Source organism: Nocardia sp. NPDC056000 (genome assembly GCF_042269265.1).
In the GTDB taxonomy this organism is placed as follows: Bacteria; Actinomycetota; Actinomycetes; order Mycobacteriales; family Mycobacteriaceae; genus Nocardia.
The window spans coordinates 339705-356298 of sequence record NZ_JBHJXS010000005.1; the positions used below are offsets into that span (position 1 = coordinate 339705).

At 65.0% G+C, this 16594-nt stretch carries 18 protein-coding genes; 8 read left to right on the forward strand and 10 right to left on the reverse strand.

All coding sequences use genetic code 11. The features are described from left to right. The first annotated feature begins 46 nt into the window (after positions 1–46). The 3 genes from ACFC4D_RS17270 to ACFC4D_RS17280 all read left to right on the forward strand — a co-directional run bounded on the left by ACFC4D_RS17270 (position 47) and on the right by ACFC4D_RS17280 (position 2319). Entirely contained in the window at positions 47–697 is a 651-nt protein-coding gene (locus ACFC4D_RS17270; RefSeq protein WP_375958936.1) for a TetR/AcrR family transcriptional regulator, read from the forward strand. 128 nt (positions 698–825) lie between these two features. Beyond that, positions 826–1920, forward strand: coding sequence for a diguanylate cyclase (locus ACFC4D_RS17275; RefSeq protein ID WP_376064396.1), 1095 nt, complete (start codon positions 826–828; stop codon positions 1918–1920). Between the two features lie 222 nt (positions 1921–2142). Next, positions 2143–2319 (forward strand): hypothetical protein, encoded by a 177-nt coding sequence (locus tag ACFC4D_RS17280; RefSeq protein ID WP_364650746.1) that lies wholly within the window; start codon positions 2143–2145, stop codon positions 2317–2319. A 78-nt stretch (positions 2320–2397) separates the two neighbouring features. Here the strand turns inward: ACFC4D_RS17280 and ACFC4D_RS17285 are convergent, their stop codons facing one another. The 6 genes from ACFC4D_RS17285 to ACFC4D_RS17310 all read right to left on the reverse strand — a co-directional run bounded on the left by ACFC4D_RS17285 (position 2398) and on the right by ACFC4D_RS17310 (position 5423). Then, on the reverse strand, positions 2398–2589 hold the full coding sequence (locus ACFC4D_RS17285; protein ID WP_364650749.1) for a DUF1059 domain-containing protein: 192 nt from the start codon (positions 2587–2589) through the stop codon (positions 2398–2400). 89 nt (positions 2590–2678) lie between these two features. Continuing rightward, positions 2679–2858 (reverse strand): hypothetical protein, encoded by a 180-nt coding sequence (locus ACFC4D_RS17290; RefSeq protein ID WP_375958931.1) that lies wholly within the window; start codon positions 2856–2858, stop codon positions 2679–2681. 117 nt (positions 2859–2975) lie between these two features. Beyond that, positions 2976–3452 (reverse strand): macro domain-containing protein, encoded by a 477-nt coding sequence (locus ACFC4D_RS17295; protein WP_376064399.1) that lies wholly within the window; start codon positions 3450–3452, stop codon positions 2976–2978. A 458-nt stretch (positions 3453–3910) separates the two neighbouring features. Continuing rightward, positions 3911–4051 carry a hypothetical protein gene (locus ACFC4D_RS17300; protein WP_376064401.1) on the reverse strand — a complete coding sequence of 47 codons (141 nt, stop codon included), beginning with the start codon at positions 4049–4051 and terminating at the stop codon, positions 3911–3913. 1 nt (position 4052) lies between these two features. Next, positions 4053–4397, reverse strand: coding sequence for a DUF6247 family protein (locus tag ACFC4D_RS17305; RefSeq protein ID WP_376064403.1), 345 nt, complete (start codon positions 4395–4397; stop codon positions 4053–4055). 351 nt (positions 4398–4748) lie between these two features. Then, positions 4749–5423 carry a hemerythrin domain-containing protein gene (locus ACFC4D_RS17310; protein WP_376064406.1) on the reverse strand — a complete coding sequence of 225 codons (675 nt, stop codon included), beginning with the start codon at positions 5421–5423 and terminating at the stop codon, positions 4749–4751. A gap of 54 nt (positions 5424–5477) precedes the next feature. Between ACFC4D_RS17310 and ACFC4D_RS17315 the strand changes: the two genes are divergently transcribed. After that, positions 5478–8759 carry a BTAD domain-containing putative transcriptional regulator gene (locus tag ACFC4D_RS17315; protein WP_376064409.1) on the forward strand — a complete coding sequence of 1094 codons (3282 nt, stop codon included), beginning with the start codon at positions 5478–5480 and terminating at the stop codon, positions 8757–8759. Between the two features lie 49 nt (positions 8760–8808). Beyond that, positions 8809–9234 (forward strand): nitroreductase/quinone reductase family protein, encoded by a 426-nt coding sequence (locus ACFC4D_RS17320; RefSeq protein WP_376064412.1) that lies wholly within the window; start codon positions 8809–8811, stop codon positions 9232–9234. On the opposite strand, the gene ACFC4D_RS17325 is transcribed toward ACFC4D_RS17320, so the two are convergent. Together ACFC4D_RS17325 and ACFC4D_RS17330 are read right to left on the reverse strand one after the other, a co-directional pair. Beyond that, entirely contained in the window at positions 9231–10268 is a 1038-nt protein-coding gene (locus tag ACFC4D_RS17325) for a 3-oxoacyl-ACP synthase III family protein (protein WP_376064415.1), read from the reverse strand. The genes ACFC4D_RS17320 and ACFC4D_RS17325 overlap by 4 nt on opposite strands. Continuing rightward, positions 10265–12136 (reverse strand): ThiF family adenylyltransferase, encoded by a 1872-nt coding sequence (locus tag ACFC4D_RS17330; RefSeq protein ID WP_376064418.1) that lies wholly within the window; start codon positions 12134–12136, stop codon positions 10265–10267. The genes ACFC4D_RS17325 and ACFC4D_RS17330 overlap by 4 nt, the downstream gene beginning before the upstream one ends. A gap of 477 nt (positions 12137–12613) precedes the next feature. Between ACFC4D_RS17330 and ACFC4D_RS17335 the strand changes: the two genes are divergently transcribed. Then, a complete protein-coding gene (locus tag ACFC4D_RS17335; RefSeq protein WP_376064420.1) occupies positions 12614–14446 on the forward strand; it encodes a hypothetical protein in 1833 nt (610 codons plus the stop codon). Here the strand turns inward: ACFC4D_RS17335 and ACFC4D_RS17340 are convergent. After that, complete coding sequence (locus ACFC4D_RS17340) at positions 14438–14602, reverse strand: hypothetical protein (RefSeq protein ID WP_376064422.1); 165 nt, start codon at positions 14600–14602, stop codon at positions 14438–14440. The two genes, ACFC4D_RS17335 and ACFC4D_RS17340, sit on opposite strands and share 9 nt — an antisense overlap. A 330-nt stretch (positions 14603–14932) precedes the next feature. Between ACFC4D_RS17340 and ACFC4D_RS17345 the strand changes: the two genes are divergently transcribed. After that, complete coding sequence (locus ACFC4D_RS17345; protein ID WP_376064425.1) at positions 14933–15175, forward strand: hypothetical protein; 243 nt, start codon at positions 14933–14935, stop codon at positions 15173–15175. Positions 15176–15205: 30 nt separating this feature from the next. Here ACFC4D_RS17345 and ACFC4D_RS17350 read toward each other — a convergent pair whose 3' ends face one another. Continuing rightward, on the reverse strand, positions 15206–15589 hold the full coding sequence (locus tag ACFC4D_RS17350; protein WP_376064427.1) for a hypothetical protein: 384 nt from the start codon (positions 15587–15589) through the stop codon (positions 15206–15208). A 229-nt stretch (positions 15590–15818) separates the two neighbouring features. Between ACFC4D_RS17350 and ACFC4D_RS17355 the strand changes: the two genes are divergently transcribed. Then, complete coding sequence (locus ACFC4D_RS17355) at positions 15819–16229, forward strand: hypothetical protein (RefSeq protein WP_376064429.1); 411 nt, start codon at positions 15819–15821, stop codon at positions 16227–16229. Positions 16230–16594 lie beyond the last annotated feature (365 nt).

A 16594-nucleotide genomic window follows, 5' to 3' on the forward strand; every position in this document is an offset into this window, starting at 1 on the left:
CAGCTAACGTAGCTGCGTACCATCGAACGGTCTGTAGGAGGACACCGTGGAAGCTGTGCCGCCCGCGGCCGGGAAATCCCTCATCGAACGTGCCTATTTGCAGGCGGTGCAGCAGACCGACGACACCGATCGGATTCGCTCGCGCGTGCTCGACGCGGCCGCGGAACAGTTCCGGCACTGGGGAATTCAGCGCTCGACCATGGAGGACGTCGCCCGCCGGGCGGGGGTCTCCCGCATTACGGTCTACCGCCGATTCGCCACCAAGGAAGATCTGGTCGAGCACGTCATACTGCGCGAGTTCCGGGGCTACTTCGATACGTTCCTGGTCGATATCGCCGCCGCGACCACCCCGGCCGATCGCGTCGTCGCCGGTTTCGTGAGCTCGTTGCGCTCACTGCGCGGCAACCCGCTGATCGGCACCTTGATCACCGCCGAACCCGATCAGTTCACCAGCTCACTGATCGGCGACGGCGGCCGGGCGGTGGCGATGGTGCGGGAGTTCGTCGCCAACCAGCTCGGTGTGGAACAGCGCGCGGGCACGATCTCGGCGGACCTGAACACCCCGCTGATCGCGGAGATGATGGTCCGAATCTGCGCGTCATTCCTGGCGATACCGAGCCAGCTCGTCGATCTCGAGGATGAAGAGCAGCTCGCTCGGATCGCCCGCCAGTTCCTGGTCCCCATGCTCGAACTGTGACCTGGCGCACGATTCTTCGATCGCTGTCATAGGCCGTGCGTACACTGCGGTAATCCGGCCGGAGGTTGGTGCGGGCGGACGTTGATCGAGATAGCAGGAGGTTTCGTTCCGCACCGAGGGGGCCGAACGTGCTCGTTGATCTGCGCTTGGTTCGTGACTGGTGGCGTGAGGACGTCGACTACCGATGGGTGGTCGACGCGATCGACGCCCGATCGGCATTGGACGGACTCCGTGTCGCGGTAGGTCTGTGTGGTCTGGCCGCACCGATCATCGCCGTACTGACCGTGTTGTCTCCGACGCGGCCGATGGATTCGACATCGCGAATGCTGCTGTGGCTATTGGCCGGGATCGGTGTGGTGTGGTGTGCCCGCTGGTGGTTGCGGCCGTGGCCGGGGGAGACCGAATCGCTCGTGCTCATTGCGATCGCCGATGTCTGCGTGACGGCGGTGTGCGCGGTGAGTCCCGGATATGTCGTGCGCGCGGTCGGGATGATGATGCTGTTGATCATCGGCATCTATGTCAGCGCGCTGCACAGTCCGAGAGTGCTTGCCGTGCAGACGGTTTGGTCGCTGCTCGCTGCGGTTCTGCTGGCGATACCGCTGGTGCGCGGCGGCGATATCACCTCCGCGGTGATCATGCTGCTGGGTATGTCGGCGGCGGTCATCGTGCCGCCGGGCCTGCAATTCTGCTATTCCCTGCTACGCGGCGAAATGCTCTCCGACCCTTTGACTGGGCTGCTGAGCAGGCGCGGCTTGGATTATCACGCCGCGATCTGGTTCTCCCGGCCCGCACCGGCCCCGGCCTGCGTGCTGATGATCGACCTCGACCGTTTCAAAGCCGTCAACGACACCCACGGCCACTCCGCGGGCGATGAGGTCCTGATCTCCACCGCCGACCGGCTACGCCGGACCGCGCCCGCGGACAGCATCGTGTCGCGTTTCGGCGGAGAGGAATTCGCGATCATCGTGCGCCTGCCCGTTGATCCGGCCGCCGAGGTAGCCGATCGACTACGCCGCGCCGTCGCCGAACCGACCGGAGCCATTGCCGTCACCGCCAGCATCGGATTGGCTCCTTTCCCGACTCGCAGCGGCCCGACCCGCCATGACGATCTGGTTCGCCGAACCCTCTGCTCCGCGGACAATGCGATGTATCGCGCAAAACAGCAGGGCGGCAATGCGATCGTTATTGCCGAAATTCGGAACCTATCCGAAACGCCGGGGTGAACCTACCCGCCGGGTGCGGACTCGGCAGCTATGTTCGTGAACGAAACAACATGGCCGAAATCCGCACAATTGTGGCCGTGTTTTATCGGCTGAACACCTCGGGCGGTCTCTACTCTAATGCGTGGTGAGCCGTCCCCGCCCGGGGCGGCGCGTTCGGTCCCACCTGCACCGGGACCGAACGGAAGCGATCCCGGGTTCCTGACTATCCGAGGGGAGATCACGATGGGTACCGAAACCAGTGGCGCGCTGAAGTTGATGGCGCAGATCCTGTCCAGCTACAGCAGTCTCGAAGAATTTCTCGCGCACCTGCGCAGTGAACTCGATGCACCGACCCAGGAACTTCCCCGCATCGACTTCGGCACCGTCGCTCGGCCCGGGCGTCACGCCGCAAACCACTGACGATCGCCGTTGCCGCACAGCGGCAACGCCGTCGTTATCGCCGAATCGATGACCCGGTGGTTGACCACCGGGGCGCGATTACGGCGCTACTTTCTCATCCTCGAGCATCCCGCGAAGCTGTTCACGCAATTCCGGACTGTCCTGATGCTGGTGAACCGAGACCGCATGCTCGGCCGCCGCTCGCAGGACTTCGTCTTCCTCGCCGGAAATGGTGAGCGTGCAATTCGAGTCGCTGGGGAACCGACGACAGTCAGCTACCTTTCTCGTCATCGGAAACCTCCTTGCAGATCATTAATGGTGCTTCTCCACGATAGACCTGCAATGGTGCGGCAATCACGAAAACGAGTAGCCCGAATTGCTCAGAGATGCGGCGACAGCAGGGTGAGGATCGCGAGCGCCGAGAGAGCGGATCCCCCGGCCAGCGTGGCCAAACCAGCCTGGGCGCGTACGAGTCGATCGCGCTGCGGGGTGCCGTTCGTGCTGCGGTCCAGCATCGAGATGACGGTTCGGCCGGCACTGGTTTGGTATGTCACGGTCATGATCGGGGGACTACCCCGCCTCGATCACCTCAAACCGTCCGAGGGGGAACGGCGTCGAGATTCTGCGCCCCAAGCGGTGCGCGAGTACCGCTGGCTCGCATCGAAATCTGTTGTGCGCTAGTCGAAGTCGTACACCGTAACGGCGATCTCCCTGGCCAGGAGGGTTTCGGAGATGATCGGCTCGATCCGCTCCCAGCGCCCGCCCGCCAAACCGCACCCGATGCGCGGCATATGCACACTCGCGCCGAGCCGCAACGCATCATCGCCGACAGCGCGCAAGCACCGAGCCACGGCGTCATAGCGAATAGGCGGACCGCTACTGCCCGTACGCATTCCGTGCTGGCCGATCATATTGGTCACCCAGACATCCGCACGAACCTGAATCAATTGTATTGCCCCGAGCCCGAAGTCGTTCCGGGCCCGGCCCCGATGCCATTCTCGATAGGCGCGCTCCGGCTCGGGCCAGCGCTTCGATATCGAGAGCACAAACCCTTTGCCCCACCCGCCGAGATCATTGCAAACATGCGCAATAATCTTCGGTCCCTTGGCCTGAGGGCTCGTCGCATCCCCCTTGATCACCCGCAGCGTCCGCACCCCGCGATGCTGGCATCGGCCTACCCACGGGTCAATCGGGTTTCGGTCGCCTACCGCTCAGGTGTGCCTGCCGGTATGCCCGTGCTTGTCTTGAAGGCATCCGCAGTACTGCGAATATCCGCTCGTATCGAACCGAACAATGGTTGTCTGCGCCCGCAGCCCCCGCCCTTCGAGATCGCTCTTGCTGACCGGCCGAACCCAATGCTCCCGCCGCTCGACGTTGGTCGTCTCGAGCATCATCTCATCCTCACCGAGCTGAAAATGACTGTGCAACAAGGCAACCCCGAACCGCTTCAGATTCCCATACTTCTCCAACACCCCCGTTCCGCCGAATTCTCCCGCCCCACCCGCGCTCCCCACCAGAGCCGAAGGTCACCGAGCAACTCATCCGTACTCACGGACCGATCCAAGGGCGAGAAGTACACGGACAGAGCAGAAACCAATCGTCCGACCGAAACCTACGTGCTGGTCCTATCGGCCGGGCCGCGACGACGGAACTCGATGCCGAGCTTCTCGGCTTCGCGGCAGATCTGTTCGCGCTCCGCCTGAGTGGTTTCCACGCGCTCGATGCGCATCGTCTCCTGAGTCAGGGCTCCCACGTCATTCCTTCACCGCGGGAGCTCGTCGCCGCGCGATCAAGTCCTGCATTTTCTGCGGGGAGGCGGCGGTCGAGTTGACGCCGGTGGTGGTGATTTCCTCGATCTTCGCCTGGAGGCGTGCGTACGCCCCCGGTGACCGTTGCTCGATGGCGGCGATGTGCCGCCAATGTGCCAGCAGCACGAAGACCTCTTCGAAGTCCATCGAGGTTTTGACCTCTTCCAAGGTCAGCGCCCACTCGCGATCGAATACCGGCACGGCCATGGCGGGCAGAGCGGCCCGGATCTGCGCCGGGTCGCCGCTGGGCACGAGCACGCCCGAATGCGGATCAGGCGTGGGGGAAGCCATGGCAGAAAGATAGTCGAACGCTCCGACAAGGTCGCCGACCATGGGCGCTCGATCGCAATTGCCGAACCCGAAGCGGTTTTCGACGCGGCCCGGCTCTCTGACGTGGCGTTCTTACCGAGGTGTGTGTCCGGCCGTTATCGGAGAGTCCGCAGGAGGTTTACAGTCCCGTCCGGTTGGTATTTCTATGGGGTCGGCGCGGCACGAGTTTCACCGGTCGAGCCGATACGAGAGCCCCGCCCCGTGGGCCTGCGCGCCGCCGGGCGAGGCTCTTGTCCACGCTTTGTGCGGACCCGTGCGGTGAGGTCTCGTGACTTGATGAGGCTATGCCGACTCGGCGACCCGATCGAGGGATCAATCGGGATCGGTGCCGTAGATGGCGCGGTGTTCCTTGGCGAAGGCGCGGCGGCCGAGGAGGTGCCAGGCGAGGCGGGCGGGGAAAGGCATGTCGGCGAGGAACTTTCGGCGGTCGGTGGGTGGGACGCCTTGGAGGACGAAGCCGAGGAAGATCAGTTGGCGGTCTTTGGGGATGGCTCCGCGGCCGTGTTCGCCCAGGGCGTTCCATTCGTGGGTGGTCATGAACCGTTCGGCGAGGGGGAGGATGGAGATTTCCTCTTCGGTCATGTGCTCGTCCAGGGCGGTGGCGAGCGCGGACAGGGTGGTCGCGAGCTGGTCGCGGATTTGCGGCTGGGCGGATGTGGCGAATTCCGGGGCTTGGTGATCGGCTCGGGTGATCAGTTCGGCGATGCGCTCGTGCTGTTCTTCCATTCGAAGGATCAGTGCGCCATCGGTTTTCGCGCGCTCGAGCAGTAGCGGCCACATCAGCTCGTCCTCGGCGGTGTGGTGGTGATGCAGGCCGGTGTTGAGCTCGGCCAGAAAATCCGCGATGCGGCGTGCGCGGGCGGTGTCCGCGTCGGCGACACCGCGCACCAGGGCGGGTAGCGCGTCGAAATGGCGGCGGAACGCGCGGTGGATGAGCAGCATATCGGTGGTGTCGGGGCGTTCGACGGTGTGGGTTGTGGCGGTCATGTGCCCACTGTGCGTGGATCCACTTGTAGGGCACTTGCAATAGAATTTGCCGCCATGGTGCGGATTCAGGTGCTCGGTTCGCTGACCGCCCAGACCGGGCGTGGCAGCGTGGATCTCGGCGGTCGCCGCCAGCGCGGTGTGCTCACCCTGCTGCTCATCGCGCGCGGCGCGGTCGTGCCGGTCGACCGGCTCATCGATGATCTGTGGCGCGGCGAGCCGCCGACGCGCGCACTCGGCACCCTGCAGGCCTACATCTCACACCTGCGCAAACTCCTCGAACCGGATCGACTACCCCGCGCACCCGCCACCGTGCTCGTGAGCCAGGCGCCGGGATATGCGTTGCGGCTCGCCCCCGAAGCAGTCGACGCCTGGCAGTTCGAGGCCGAACTACGCGGCGCGCCAACAGATCCCGTTGAGCGGAGGCACCGCCTCGAACAAGCCCTCGGCCGATGGCACGGCCAGGCGTTCGCCGAGTTCAACGATGAATCCTGGGCGCGGCCCGAGGCGAGCCGACTCGAAGAGCTGCGCCTGGCCGCACGCGAACGCCTGGCCGCGACACTGATCGAACTCGGTGACCCGACCGCTGCCGCCGTGGAAGCGGACGCCCTGACCAGTGCGCATCCACTGCGCGAGGAGGCATGGCGGATATCGGCGCTGGCGCGATTCCACGCGGGACGGCAGGCGGACGCGCTCGCGGCATTGCGCTCCGCACGGGAGATTCTCGCCGATCAACTCGGCATCGATCCCGGCCCGGCCTTGATCCAGCTCGAGGCCGACCTGCTGGCGCAACGCATTCCGATCGAACTCTCCGCGCCGACGCCATTGCCGTCACCGACCGCCGTGCCCGCCGAGGTGCATCCCGAATTCATCGGCCGCACCAGGGAACTCGACGAACTGATGCGCGCGGCGAGCCCGGGTTCGCCGCGTGTCGCGGCGGTGATCGGGGAAGCCGGTAGCGGCAAATCGCTTCTGCTACAGCGTTTTCGAGCCGAGCTGGTATCCAACGGCTGGCGCGTCATCACGGGCCGCTGCCCCGAAGAGGACGGCGCACCACCGGCCTGGGCGTGGGTGGAGGCACTGCGCGAACTCACCACCGCGGTCGACCCGGGCGACTACGCCGCACCGCTCGAGCCCCTACTGACCGACCGCCGCACCGGACGCGACGCCGATGCCTCGGTCGGACGATTCCTGCTGCATCGCGCCGTCGGCGCATACCTGGATGAGACGGCCCGCTCACAACCGCTCGCGGTCATACTCGACGACCTGCACCGCGCGGACCTGGAAACGCTCACCCTGCTCGGCAGCGTGGCGAAATCGGCCTCGATCCTGATCGTGATCGCCTACCGCCCCGACGAGATCGGCACATCGCTGGGGGAGGTGCTCGGCTCACTGGCCACCACGACTGCCGCGCGAATCCACTTGCGCGGCTTGGACGTCGACGACGCGGCAGTCCTCATCCGCGCGGTCGCCGGGCACGATCCCGCGCGGGCGACCATCGAGGCATTGACCGAACGCACCGGCGGAAATCCCTTCTACCTCACCGAAAGCGCTCGCCTACTCGCGAGCGAGGGCGCGCTGGTGGCGACCTCGGAAGTACCGCAGGGCGTGCGCGATGTGCTGCGGCGACGCTTCGCCCGCCTGCCCGAGGTCAGCGTGTCGATCCTGCGGCTGGCCGCGGTGATCGGGCGCGAATTCGATATCGAGGTACTGATCGGCGCGGCCGAGATCGGCGAGGACGAAGTCCTCGATGCCGTGGAAGCCGGTGTACTGGCCGGGCTGCTCGAGGAACCGGACTTCGATCACGCGCGGTTCACCCATGCCCTGATCCGCGACACGTTGATCGCAGACCTGTCCCGCGTGCGCCGCCGCCGCTGGCACCTGCGCATCGCCGAATCGATCGAGCGCACCCGCCCCGACGATCTATCCGCGCTCGCACACCATTTCGGCGAATCCCTCACCGCCGCAACGGCACGACGGGCCGCGAACGCCGCACACGCGGCAGCCGAACAGGCCGAACGCCGATTCGCCCACGATGCCGCGGCTGAAAGCTACGGCCGTGTCGTCGCGGCGCTCGAACGGATCAGCGGTGAGAGCACCGCAGCCGAACGAGTCACCGCCCTCTCGCGAATGAGCAGGAGCTACCTCGCCGCGGGTTCGGGCCCGCAAGCTCGCGATGCCCGCGATCGGGCGGTCGCGGCCGCCGATACCCCCGACCTGATGATCGAGGCGCTCACCGCCTGGGACACCCCGACCCCCTGGCTGAACCGCGCCTACGGATACGTCGACCACCAGGTGGTCACCGCGATCGAGACCGCGCTGCGCACACCCGAGCTCACACCGCAGGCACGTTGCAGGCTCCTGGTCGCATTGGTCCGCGAGATCGGCGGCGAGCTCCACGACCGAGCGCGCGAGGCAGCCGAACAGGCCGAATCCCTCGCACGCGAACTCGGCGATCCGCGATTGCTGGGACTGGCCTTGCAGGCGCGAACCTCGGTGTACGACACCTCGATTCCCCTCGCCGACCGCGACCGGCTTGCGGCCGAGTTGATCGCGCTCGGCGAGGACAACGCACTGCCCGCCGTCGCGCTGATCGGGCGCAACGCCGCCCTGCAGGTCGCCGCCGCCGGCGGCGATATCGACCGCGCGCGGGCCGAACTCGCGGCCGCGACCGCGCTGGCCGACCGCTACCACTGGATGCAGGCCCGGGCTGCGAACTTCATGGGCGAGGCCATGATCGCGCACCTGACGGGCGAGTTCGACGCGGCGGAACAGCATTACCTGCGCGCACACGAAATGTTCAGCCGCCATTGTGTTTTCGACTCGGACGGCAATCTGCTGATCGCGATCCTCACCATCCGGCTCACACAGGGCCGGATCGGCGAATTCACCGAACCGCTCACCGAGGCGTTCGCGCACCTCGACACCGCGGGCAATGATCTGGCCGTCGACCCGTTGGCCTTGGCGCTGCTGGCGACCGGCGATCGGCCCGGTGCGTTGGCGGTGACACGGTCTCGCCGCCCGCTGCGCAACGACTTCTTCCGCTCGCTGTTCCTCACCGTGCGCGGTATGGCCGTCGCCGGTCTCGAACAGCGCGGCGAGGCGGAACAGGTGTACGAGCAGTTGCGCGTGTACTCGGGTCAGATCGCGGGCTCCGACACCGGCGCGCACGCCGTGGGGCCGGTCGACACCGTGCTCGGTGACCTGGCCGTATTGCTTGGCAAACCCGACCTGGCGGCCGAACACTACGCAGCCGCCGAACGCCTCGCTCGCCGCTGCGGATGCCGGGAATGGATCAGCGCGGTGCAGCACCGCATCGGTTTACAAGTCGATCACTAGTCGTCTCCGGAAGCTGGATGGCACATCACCCAGCACAAGGAGCGCCACCATGCCGACCGATCGACAGCTCAAGACCATCACCACCATTCACCGCGCGGTGATCACATGCAGTGGCGGCATGCTCGGCACCACCTTCAAAGGCATGCCGACGATCAAGCTGACCACCATCGGCCGCAAATCCGGCCGTGCACACACCGTCGTGCTCACCGCACCGATCATCGACGGCGACACGATTGTCGTCGTAGCCTCCCGCGGCGGTGATCCCACCGATCCGGCGTGGTTGCACAACCTGCGCGCCAATCCCTCGGTGCGGGTCGCCCGGGGGAATGGTCCGGCTCTGCCGATGACGGCTCGGGTCCTGTCATCGGCAGAGCGGGACGCGTTATGGCCCGAGGTGATCTCGGCGCATCCCGGCTACGCCGACTATCAGGCGCTGACGACCCGAACCATCCCCCTGGTCACCCTGTCACCCTAGGCCTGACGAAAACAGAGTGTGCCCCACTGGAATCCGGCCCCGATCGCGGACAGGAGAAAGGTATCTCCCGCGTTGATCAGGTTCTCACTGCGCGCTTGATGCAGTGCGGTGACGACACCCGCGGATCCGGTGTTGCCGAGCATGTCCAGGGTGACCGGAGCTCGCCACATCGGCACCTCGAGTTCGGCCATCGCGGCGATGAGGATATTGAGGTTCGCCTGATGCAGAAAGAAGTGATCGATATCGGTGACGGCGAGCCCGGCTCGACCGACGGCGGCGCGAATACTCTGCGGCAGACAGCTGGTCGCGGTGTCCCACACCGCTCGGCCGTCCATGCGCAGATAGTGCTCACGATCGGCGACGGTCTGCTCGCTGGTCGGCAACCGGGATCCACCGGCCCGGATCTCCACGCTGTGCGAGAGCTGAGATCCGAAGTCCCAGGCCAGTATTCCGGCATCGGGGGTGTCGGTGCGGGTCAACACGATCGCGCCCGCCGCGTCGCCGAAGAACACGCCGGTGGTGCGGTTGCGCGGATCGGTGACCCGGGACGCGCAATCGGCCGCGATGACCAGCACCGCGCGCGCCGAGACCTGGAGCAGATGGGCGGCGAGCAGAATCGCTTGCAGCCCATTGGCGCACGCGGCCTGGGTGATATCGATCGGTAGCGCTCGATGCGCGCCGATGCGTTCCTTGACCATCAATGCGGTCGAGGGCAGCGGCTGGTCGTAGGTGTAGCTCGCGACGATGACGGCATCGAGTTCGCCGGGCGAGATTCCCGCCTCGGCGAGCGCCGCCGGCGCCGCCGCGACGCACATATCCGATACCGCCAGGTCGGGCGCGAGCCGTCGGCGTTCACGAATACCGGTGCGGCTCAGGATCCATTCGGCCGAGGTGTCCAAGGTTCTGGTCAGTTCGTCGTTGGTGACGACGGTCGCGGGCAGATGGACGCTGGAGCCCGACACCGTCACCGGCAGCGGGCGTGGGACCGGCGGCCGAACGGACACGGGACGCGGCTCGGCCACCATGCCCGTCATGCGGGGATCCCGTCATGGGTGGCGGCAGTGTTGTAGTCGGGACTGATCAGATGATCGAGATCCACATAGAACCGCCCGGATTCGCACGGTCTGCCGAGCAGGATGCGCCGTGCGGCCGAGGTGACCAGCGCACCACCGAGCGCCACATCGGACGCCAATTGCGGCCAGCTGCTGAGTGTTCGGCCGATCTCGCCGAAGGAGGCGGCCAGCTCGGGGCTGATGCGGTCGGCGTCGACCATCGCCAGAATGAGATCCGACTTGGCCTGAGGTGTCAGTTCGGGCAGATCCGCCGCGTGCAGATCACCGATGCGCCCGTGCAACAGCGGACGGTCGGGTTCGAGGTCGAAACGCTCGATATCGAGCATGCCGCGATCGTTGCAGTCCATGACCACCGGAATGCGCAGTGCGCGTGCGCATTCCCGCGCCGCGATCTTGACGTACGGGGTATCGCATTCCTCGACCAGCAGATCGATCGGAGTCCCGTCGCCGTGGAAGAACTCGGTCATGGTCTCGTCGGTGAGCCCGCCCGTGAAGATCTCGATATCCAGATACGGGTCGATCTCGTACATCTGGCGCGCGCACAGCACCGCCTTGCCGACGCCGAGATGATGCACGCTGGCGCGCAACCGGTTCATATTCGACAGGCTCAGGTCGTCGAAGTCGGCCAGGCGGAACGCCCCACCGACTCCTTCGAGCGCCATGGTGACCGCGGCGCTGTTACCGACCGACAGCCCGATGATCCCGATCCGATGCTCACGCAGTTGACGCTGTTGGGGGCGTTCGATTTTCCCGCGATTGCGGTCGGCGCGCACGAGCCGGAACTCCTCGCGCGGCAGCACATGCACCAGCCGCCCGGACCACGGATACCAGAACCAGCTGCCGTAAGCCCATGGCTCGACCCCGGCGAGCTGTTCCTCTATCTTGTGTTCGAGTTCGGCCTCGGTGTGGCGAAGATGCGGTTCGCGGCAGCTGATCAACTCCGCCAGCTGGGCGTCGATGGTGTCGTACACCGCGGTGATGTGGTCCGATTCGAGCAGCGCGGTCAGGGTCGCGTAGTCGGCGGCATGGCAGGGTTCGAGCAGCACCGGCTGCCAGGCATCGCGATCCGGTGCGACTCCCGAGGTGAGAGCCGCTGGCTCGGGCGGGTTTTCGGATCCCGCCGAGGCCCACTCGGCGGGGTCGTCGTGCATGAGCGATGGGAATCGGTGGCGCAATTCGCTCACCAGGTCGGTGTACTCGCCCGCGCCGTCTGCAGTGCGGTGCCGCAGAATCACCACGTCCTCGGTGTACCGCTCGACATAGCAACGGGTTCCGGGCACCGGATGGAATCCGAACCGGCCGTGGAAGCGGTCCTGACCGTCCTTGGTCCCCGAGGTGCCGATCATGAGCTTGGCGCCCAGATGGTGCGCCGCGCCGATCGCGACCGCGTTCAGGTAGACGCCCAGCCCGAGTTTGCGGGCACGATGCTCGACCACCAGGCGGCTGTGTTCATAGGTATTGGCGGGCTCGGCGCCTTCCTCGGCGAGCAACTGCTCGTAGCGCTGTTCACCCAGATGCGCGCGCGACTGGAACAGTTCGCCGGTCTCCGGCGTCGACAGGCGAATGTAGCCCAGCACGGGGCCTCGCGGATGCCGGCGGGCGATGAAATGCCATGCACCGTAATCCAATTCCTGATCATCGACATGCGCGCCGCAGGCGTCGCGGAACTCCGGTCGCCTGCCGTTGTCGTACAGGATGCGAGCCCGCAGTTCTCGTAATCGGCTCACCCGATCCGCGTGATCGGCACCGCTGCGCGGTATCCGAAACGCTGAAACATGCCACCGCACATCATGATCGAGGGTGCGGATATCACGTCGTTCGACAGGCATGCGGGATCCATCAGATGCCGACACGGGCATGGAACCTTTCCGGGGATTCGTGTGTGTGGGTGGCCTGGCGTGAGCGAGTGCTTGTGTGTGGGTCCGAACGGTGGTGCGGTGTGGGGCCGCACGCGAATTCGGTTGCTAAATAATAGCTTGAGGAGGATGTGAAGTATCCGCAACGCAGATTCGGCGCGGCGCATAACGCCTGGGGCGTAGCCTCGAAATGGTGATTCTGTCCCAGAACAGTCGGGGAAATGATTGATTGCTACAAGATTGCTATAAAAGGCTGCCTAAAACCGCATTCTTGGCCGAATATGGCCTGCTGCTTTCAGATTGACTAGGTCGCCGAATAGCACAACGAGCGTCGGCCCACAAGGGCATCGAGGTCCGGATGTGCGGATCGGAGTGAGGCTTGCGGGAGGAGGGTTGCCCGGTGGTGGCTGACCAGACTGGTCCTCACTATCGAGGAGAGGGATCGGCCGAATGAATGTGGTGAAACGACGGGGTAGGTTGCTCGTCGGGCTGGTGATCGTGACCGTTGCCGTGGGAGCCGGCACGGGTGGGGCGGTGGTGACCCGGGTCATCGACGATCGGCGCGAGAGCGCGAACGCGCCGTCGGGGGATCCGAACGTTCCGCTCGTGTGTGCGGACAGCCGCCCGGGCAAGGTCGATCCCGGCAGCTACGGAATGCAGAACAATGGATCATTCCTGCATCCCGGACTCACCTACGTGAATGAAGAGGAACAGCATCCGTTCCCTGGCGGGGGAGAGGACCTGTTTCCCGCGACCGGCGGATACGACCCGAACACCTACAAGAGCGATAACGTGACCGTCGAGGCGCACTACCCCGGTAAGCAGTTCACCCCGGATCCATTCCACTCCTGGCAGAACATCGTGGATTTCGACGGCCGCCGGTACATGTTCCAGTACGACCGCAGCGAGGCGCGGGTGTACGACATCACCGACGTCAAGAATGTGCGGGTCGTCGAATCGCTGAGCCGCGACGATGTCGCCGGTGTCGCGGGCAACGATGAGGCCGTCGCCGGAAAGGATTGGGCCGCACACGATTACTGGGGAGCCTCCATCATTCAATGGAGTCCGCGGTACAACGGCTACGTCATGGTCCAGAGCTTCGAGATGCGGCGGCAGGTGCCGTTCTGGATGGGCGACACACCGGACAAGAGCAAATACGCTGCGGCCGACGGCGTCGCGGCGGCGCGCGCCGACACCCAACTCAAAGGCTTCAAGGTCTACAAGCTCAACGGTCCCCGCAAGAAGGATTGGGAACTGCTCGCGACAGTGAGCACCGATGAGACGCAACAGAATCCGCTCGCACCGGATATGACCAAACCGCAGCAGGGCTCGGGGTCACTGGACGTGCCGCAATGGAACGGCGGGCGCTACATGTTCCTGTCGACCGCGCCCAGCGATGACTGGTCGAACCAGGAGTACCCGACGTACCTGTACGCCAATGGATTCCAGGTGTGGGATATGGCCGATCCCGCGACGCCCAAGCTCCTGGACACCTGGCATCGCGACGGCATGGTGCGCGGAGAGGACGCCGCCTACCGCGCCAATCCACGCTGCGGCAATCGCACCTCGTGGATGGGTTCGCGCAATCCGCTCTACATTCCGACCCCGATCGAGGAGGGCGGCAAATACGGTTTCGCGGCCATGGGCGGCTTCGGACTCTCGATCCTCGACATCTCCGATCCGTCGAACCTTCGCGAGGTCAGCCATCTCGACATCCCGATGTCGGTGTCCGGAACCGAAGCCGACAATGTCGATGTCTCGCAGTTCGAGTCGACCGGCATGGTCTATCTGAGCGGCTACCCGCTCTCGGAGGACTGCTATGAGCCGTACAAGGACATCTTTCAGATCGATGCCTCGAATCCGGCGACACCGCACATCGTCGGACGGCTGCCGCGCCCCACACCACCGGCGGGTGCGACGGTGACCGACTACTGCCAGCGCGGCGGCAGCTTCGGCCCCAAACGCAGCGGCTACTACACCTCACCCGGCGACCCGAAAAACGGCCTGCTCATCTACGACTTCTACAACGCCGGCGCCCAATTCTTCGATGTCACGGACCCCCGAAACCCCAAGATCGCAGGCTACTTCGCCCCACCCACCTTCGGCCCCGAAACCGACGACTGGGCTCGCAGCAACCCGACCCACGGCGTCTACATCGAATACGACCGCAATATCGCCTGGCTCATGACCAACGACGGCATCTACGCCCTATCGTCCCAATCCCTGCTCGGCACACCGAATCTCGGCGCCCCCGCCGAGCCGTACCGCACCAGCTCACGCTGACGCGGGGTCATCGACACCATCCTGGAGCGCGTCGATCCGGTCCTGCACCACCTCGGCGCGCGCCACCAACTCGACCCGATCGGGCTCGGTAAGACTCTCGGCCCCAAGCTTCTCGTACACGCACGACAGCGCGGACCGCAGATTCTCGAGCTCCATACCTGACTCCACCAACCCACCCTACGGCCGAGGGCGGCGTATCTATGGAGCGGCTCTCAGCGACTGATCGGCAGCCTTCCGAAAGAGCGCGCACAACACCAGCGAGCGTTTGCTCGGCTTGCGTGCAAGTGATGAGGTGGCCCTGCTCGCGACCCCTTGCTCACACCGAGCCGATGACTCGATCATGCCGCCACCTGTGGCGCAACTGCGAAAACCGCTTTCGCTGAAGATCTTTCAGAACTAGATTGCTCAAACATGGCTGAAAAGCCAGAAAGCTGACGAAGAATGCTTCGGTCTATTGATCGGCCAGTTTGGTTCGTGGAGGAGACGATGACTGCTGCGGACAGGCTTCGTGCCGAAGGCTTCGTCGAAGGCTTCATCGAAGGGTTCATCGAAGGGTTCATCGAAGGCAACGCCGAGAGTTTGCTCGACTTGTTGGCAGTCAAATTTGGGGCGGTGCCTGAGCGGATCCGCGTTCTCGTGTGCGGGGGCGACGCAGCTCGGTTGCGGACGTGGGGTTCGCGGTTGCTCGCGGCCGAGACATTGGACGATGTGTTCGCTGACTCGAACTGACGTGAAGGTCGGCAGGTTGCGCTCGCGGCTTCACTCGTACGCGTTCGATGGTGCTGGGCGCGTAGGGACCGGAGTGATTCGCACATCGGTCGCGATACCGAGCTGTCCCAGCGTGAGGGGCATCATGCAGTCGCGTACGGGATGGGTGAAGATCGGGTCGAGGTTGGGGTCGGTGCGTATCGTCGCGGATTTGAAGTAGGGGCCGAACGGTTGTCCGCCGGACACGCTCACGCCGAAACAGTCGACCTCGAGAATGTAGGTGCCCTCGGCGCAGTGTGCGGAGGCTCCGCTCCACCACCGATCGAGTGTGCAGCCTTGCGGGTCGGCGAGTGCCGAGGCCGACACGACCGTGGTCGTGGTTGCGGCGGTCGCGATCAGGATTGCCGTCGCGACCATGCGGCGAACACCTGTCATATGATCTCTCCGCTCCTCGCCCGGAAGTGCTTCTCTGCCACAGACGCTAGTGCGTGGCGCGGTTCGACCGGCGAAAGACACGAGCGTTGCGACGACTCGAAGATGATCGCGGTCCGGTCTTCCACCGAGACGGAGGTCGCTCGTGCTGGTGCGGATCGGTTTTCGATACTTCTGATTAGCGGCCGGGAATTCGGTTATGCCGCTTCGGAGACAACGATGGAGAGGACCAATGCCCTTCAGCCCGAAGCACGTCATAGCCGCCCTTGCCATTTTGGCAGCCACCTCCGGCACCACCGTCGCCACCGCCCAGCCGCCTGCCAATGAGCCCACCGCCGAAGCGGACGTGACCCAAGCGGTCCGTGACCACACCCGGCACATCGGTGAGCGCTTACCGGTGTTCGGACACGTCTATTCCGATCTCCCCGCATGGCCGCTGGCGTTCGTCACCGCCGACCCCCAGGAGTTCTACGATCTGCACGGTGTGCGCGTGGAACTGACCGGCCAGGGCGCCCAGACGCTCGCCACCGGCGACATCTTCACCGGGACGATGACCATCACCGGTCGCACCGGCGTGACGGATCCCGTTGTCTCCCTGGACGATGTACATATCATTGACCATCGCCCGGCAGGCTGGGGCTGAGGCCGACACCCGCATCGAACGAGACCGGTTGTCGCGCACAGCGTTAGCGTTCTTCTCACGGGCGGATCGGGTCAAAATGATGAGCTGGTGCCGCCGAACGGCCACGGCGGGATCGGGCTGTTGTCGATCACCACATTGTCGTATCTGCTGCGACTACCGCATCCACCGTTCACGCTCGTCGTCCGAAGCGCGGGAAGGTAGGCCCGAACCAGGCGCTCCGCTCCAAAACCACAGTTGGAGACCACATCTACGCGATAGGTGTCATCGGTCCCATTGCGACACCAGAAGTCGGTGCATATCACTCATTCCATGGTGCGCATCCGAACTCAGGATCGAATGAATCTACCCTGCTTTCGAACTGGCTC

What these genes read in the sequence shown, in the direction of transcription:
- ACFC4D_RS17280 (WP_364650746.1), top strand. Translation starts at nt 2,143, where the DNA reads ATGGGTACCGAAACCAGTGGCGCGCTGAAGTTGATGGCGCAGATCCTG.
- ACFC4D_RS17285 (WP_364650749.1), bottom strand. Translation starts at nt 2,589, where the DNA reads ATGACGAGAAAGGTAGCTGACTGTCGTCGGTTCCCCAGCGACTCGAAT.
- ACFC4D_RS17290 (WP_375958931.1), bottom strand. Translation starts at nt 2,858, where the DNA reads ATGACCGTGACATACCAAACCAGTGCCGGCCGAACCGTCATCTCGATG.
- ACFC4D_RS17305 (WP_376064403.1), bottom strand. Translation starts at nt 4,397, where the DNA reads ATGGCTTCCCCCACGCCTGATCCGCATTCGGGCGTGCTCGTGCCCAGC.
- ACFC4D_RS17310 (WP_376064406.1), bottom strand. Translation starts at nt 5,423, where the DNA reads ATGACCGCCACAACCCACACCGTCGAACGCCCCGACACCACCGATATG.
- ACFC4D_RS17315 (WP_376064409.1), top strand. Translation starts at nt 5,478, where the DNA reads ATGGTGCGGATTCAGGTGCTCGGTTCGCTGACCGCCCAGACCGGGCGT.
- ACFC4D_RS17320 (WP_376064412.1), top strand. Translation starts at nt 8,809, where the DNA reads ATGCCGACCGATCGACAGCTCAAGACCATCACCACCATTCACCGCGCG.
- ACFC4D_RS17325 (WP_376064415.1), bottom strand. Translation starts at nt 10,268, where the DNA reads ATGACGGGCATGGTGGCCGAGCCGCGTCCCGTGTCCGTTCGGCCGCCG.
- ACFC4D_RS17330 (WP_376064418.1), bottom strand. Translation starts at nt 12,136, where the DNA reads ATGCCTGTCGAACGACGTGATATCCGCACCCTCGATCATGATGTGCGG.
- ACFC4D_RS17335 (WP_376064420.1), top strand. Translation starts at nt 12,614, where the DNA reads ATGAATGTGGTGAAACGACGGGGTAGGTTGCTCGTCGGGCTGGTGATC.
- ACFC4D_RS17340 (WP_376064422.1), bottom strand. Translation starts at nt 14,602, where the DNA reads ATGGAGCTCGAGAATCTGCGGTCCGCGCTGTCGTGCGTGTACGAGAAG.
- ACFC4D_RS17345 (WP_376064425.1), top strand. Translation starts at nt 14,933, where the DNA reads ATGACTGCTGCGGACAGGCTTCGTGCCGAAGGCTTCGTCGAAGGCTTC.
- ACFC4D_RS17350 (WP_376064427.1), bottom strand. Translation starts at nt 15,589, where the DNA reads ATGACAGGTGTTCGCCGCATGGTCGCGACGGCAATCCTGATCGCGACC.
- ACFC4D_RS17355 (WP_376064429.1), top strand. Translation starts at nt 15,819, where the DNA reads ATGCCCTTCAGCCCGAAGCACGTCATAGCCGCCCTTGCCATTTTGGCA.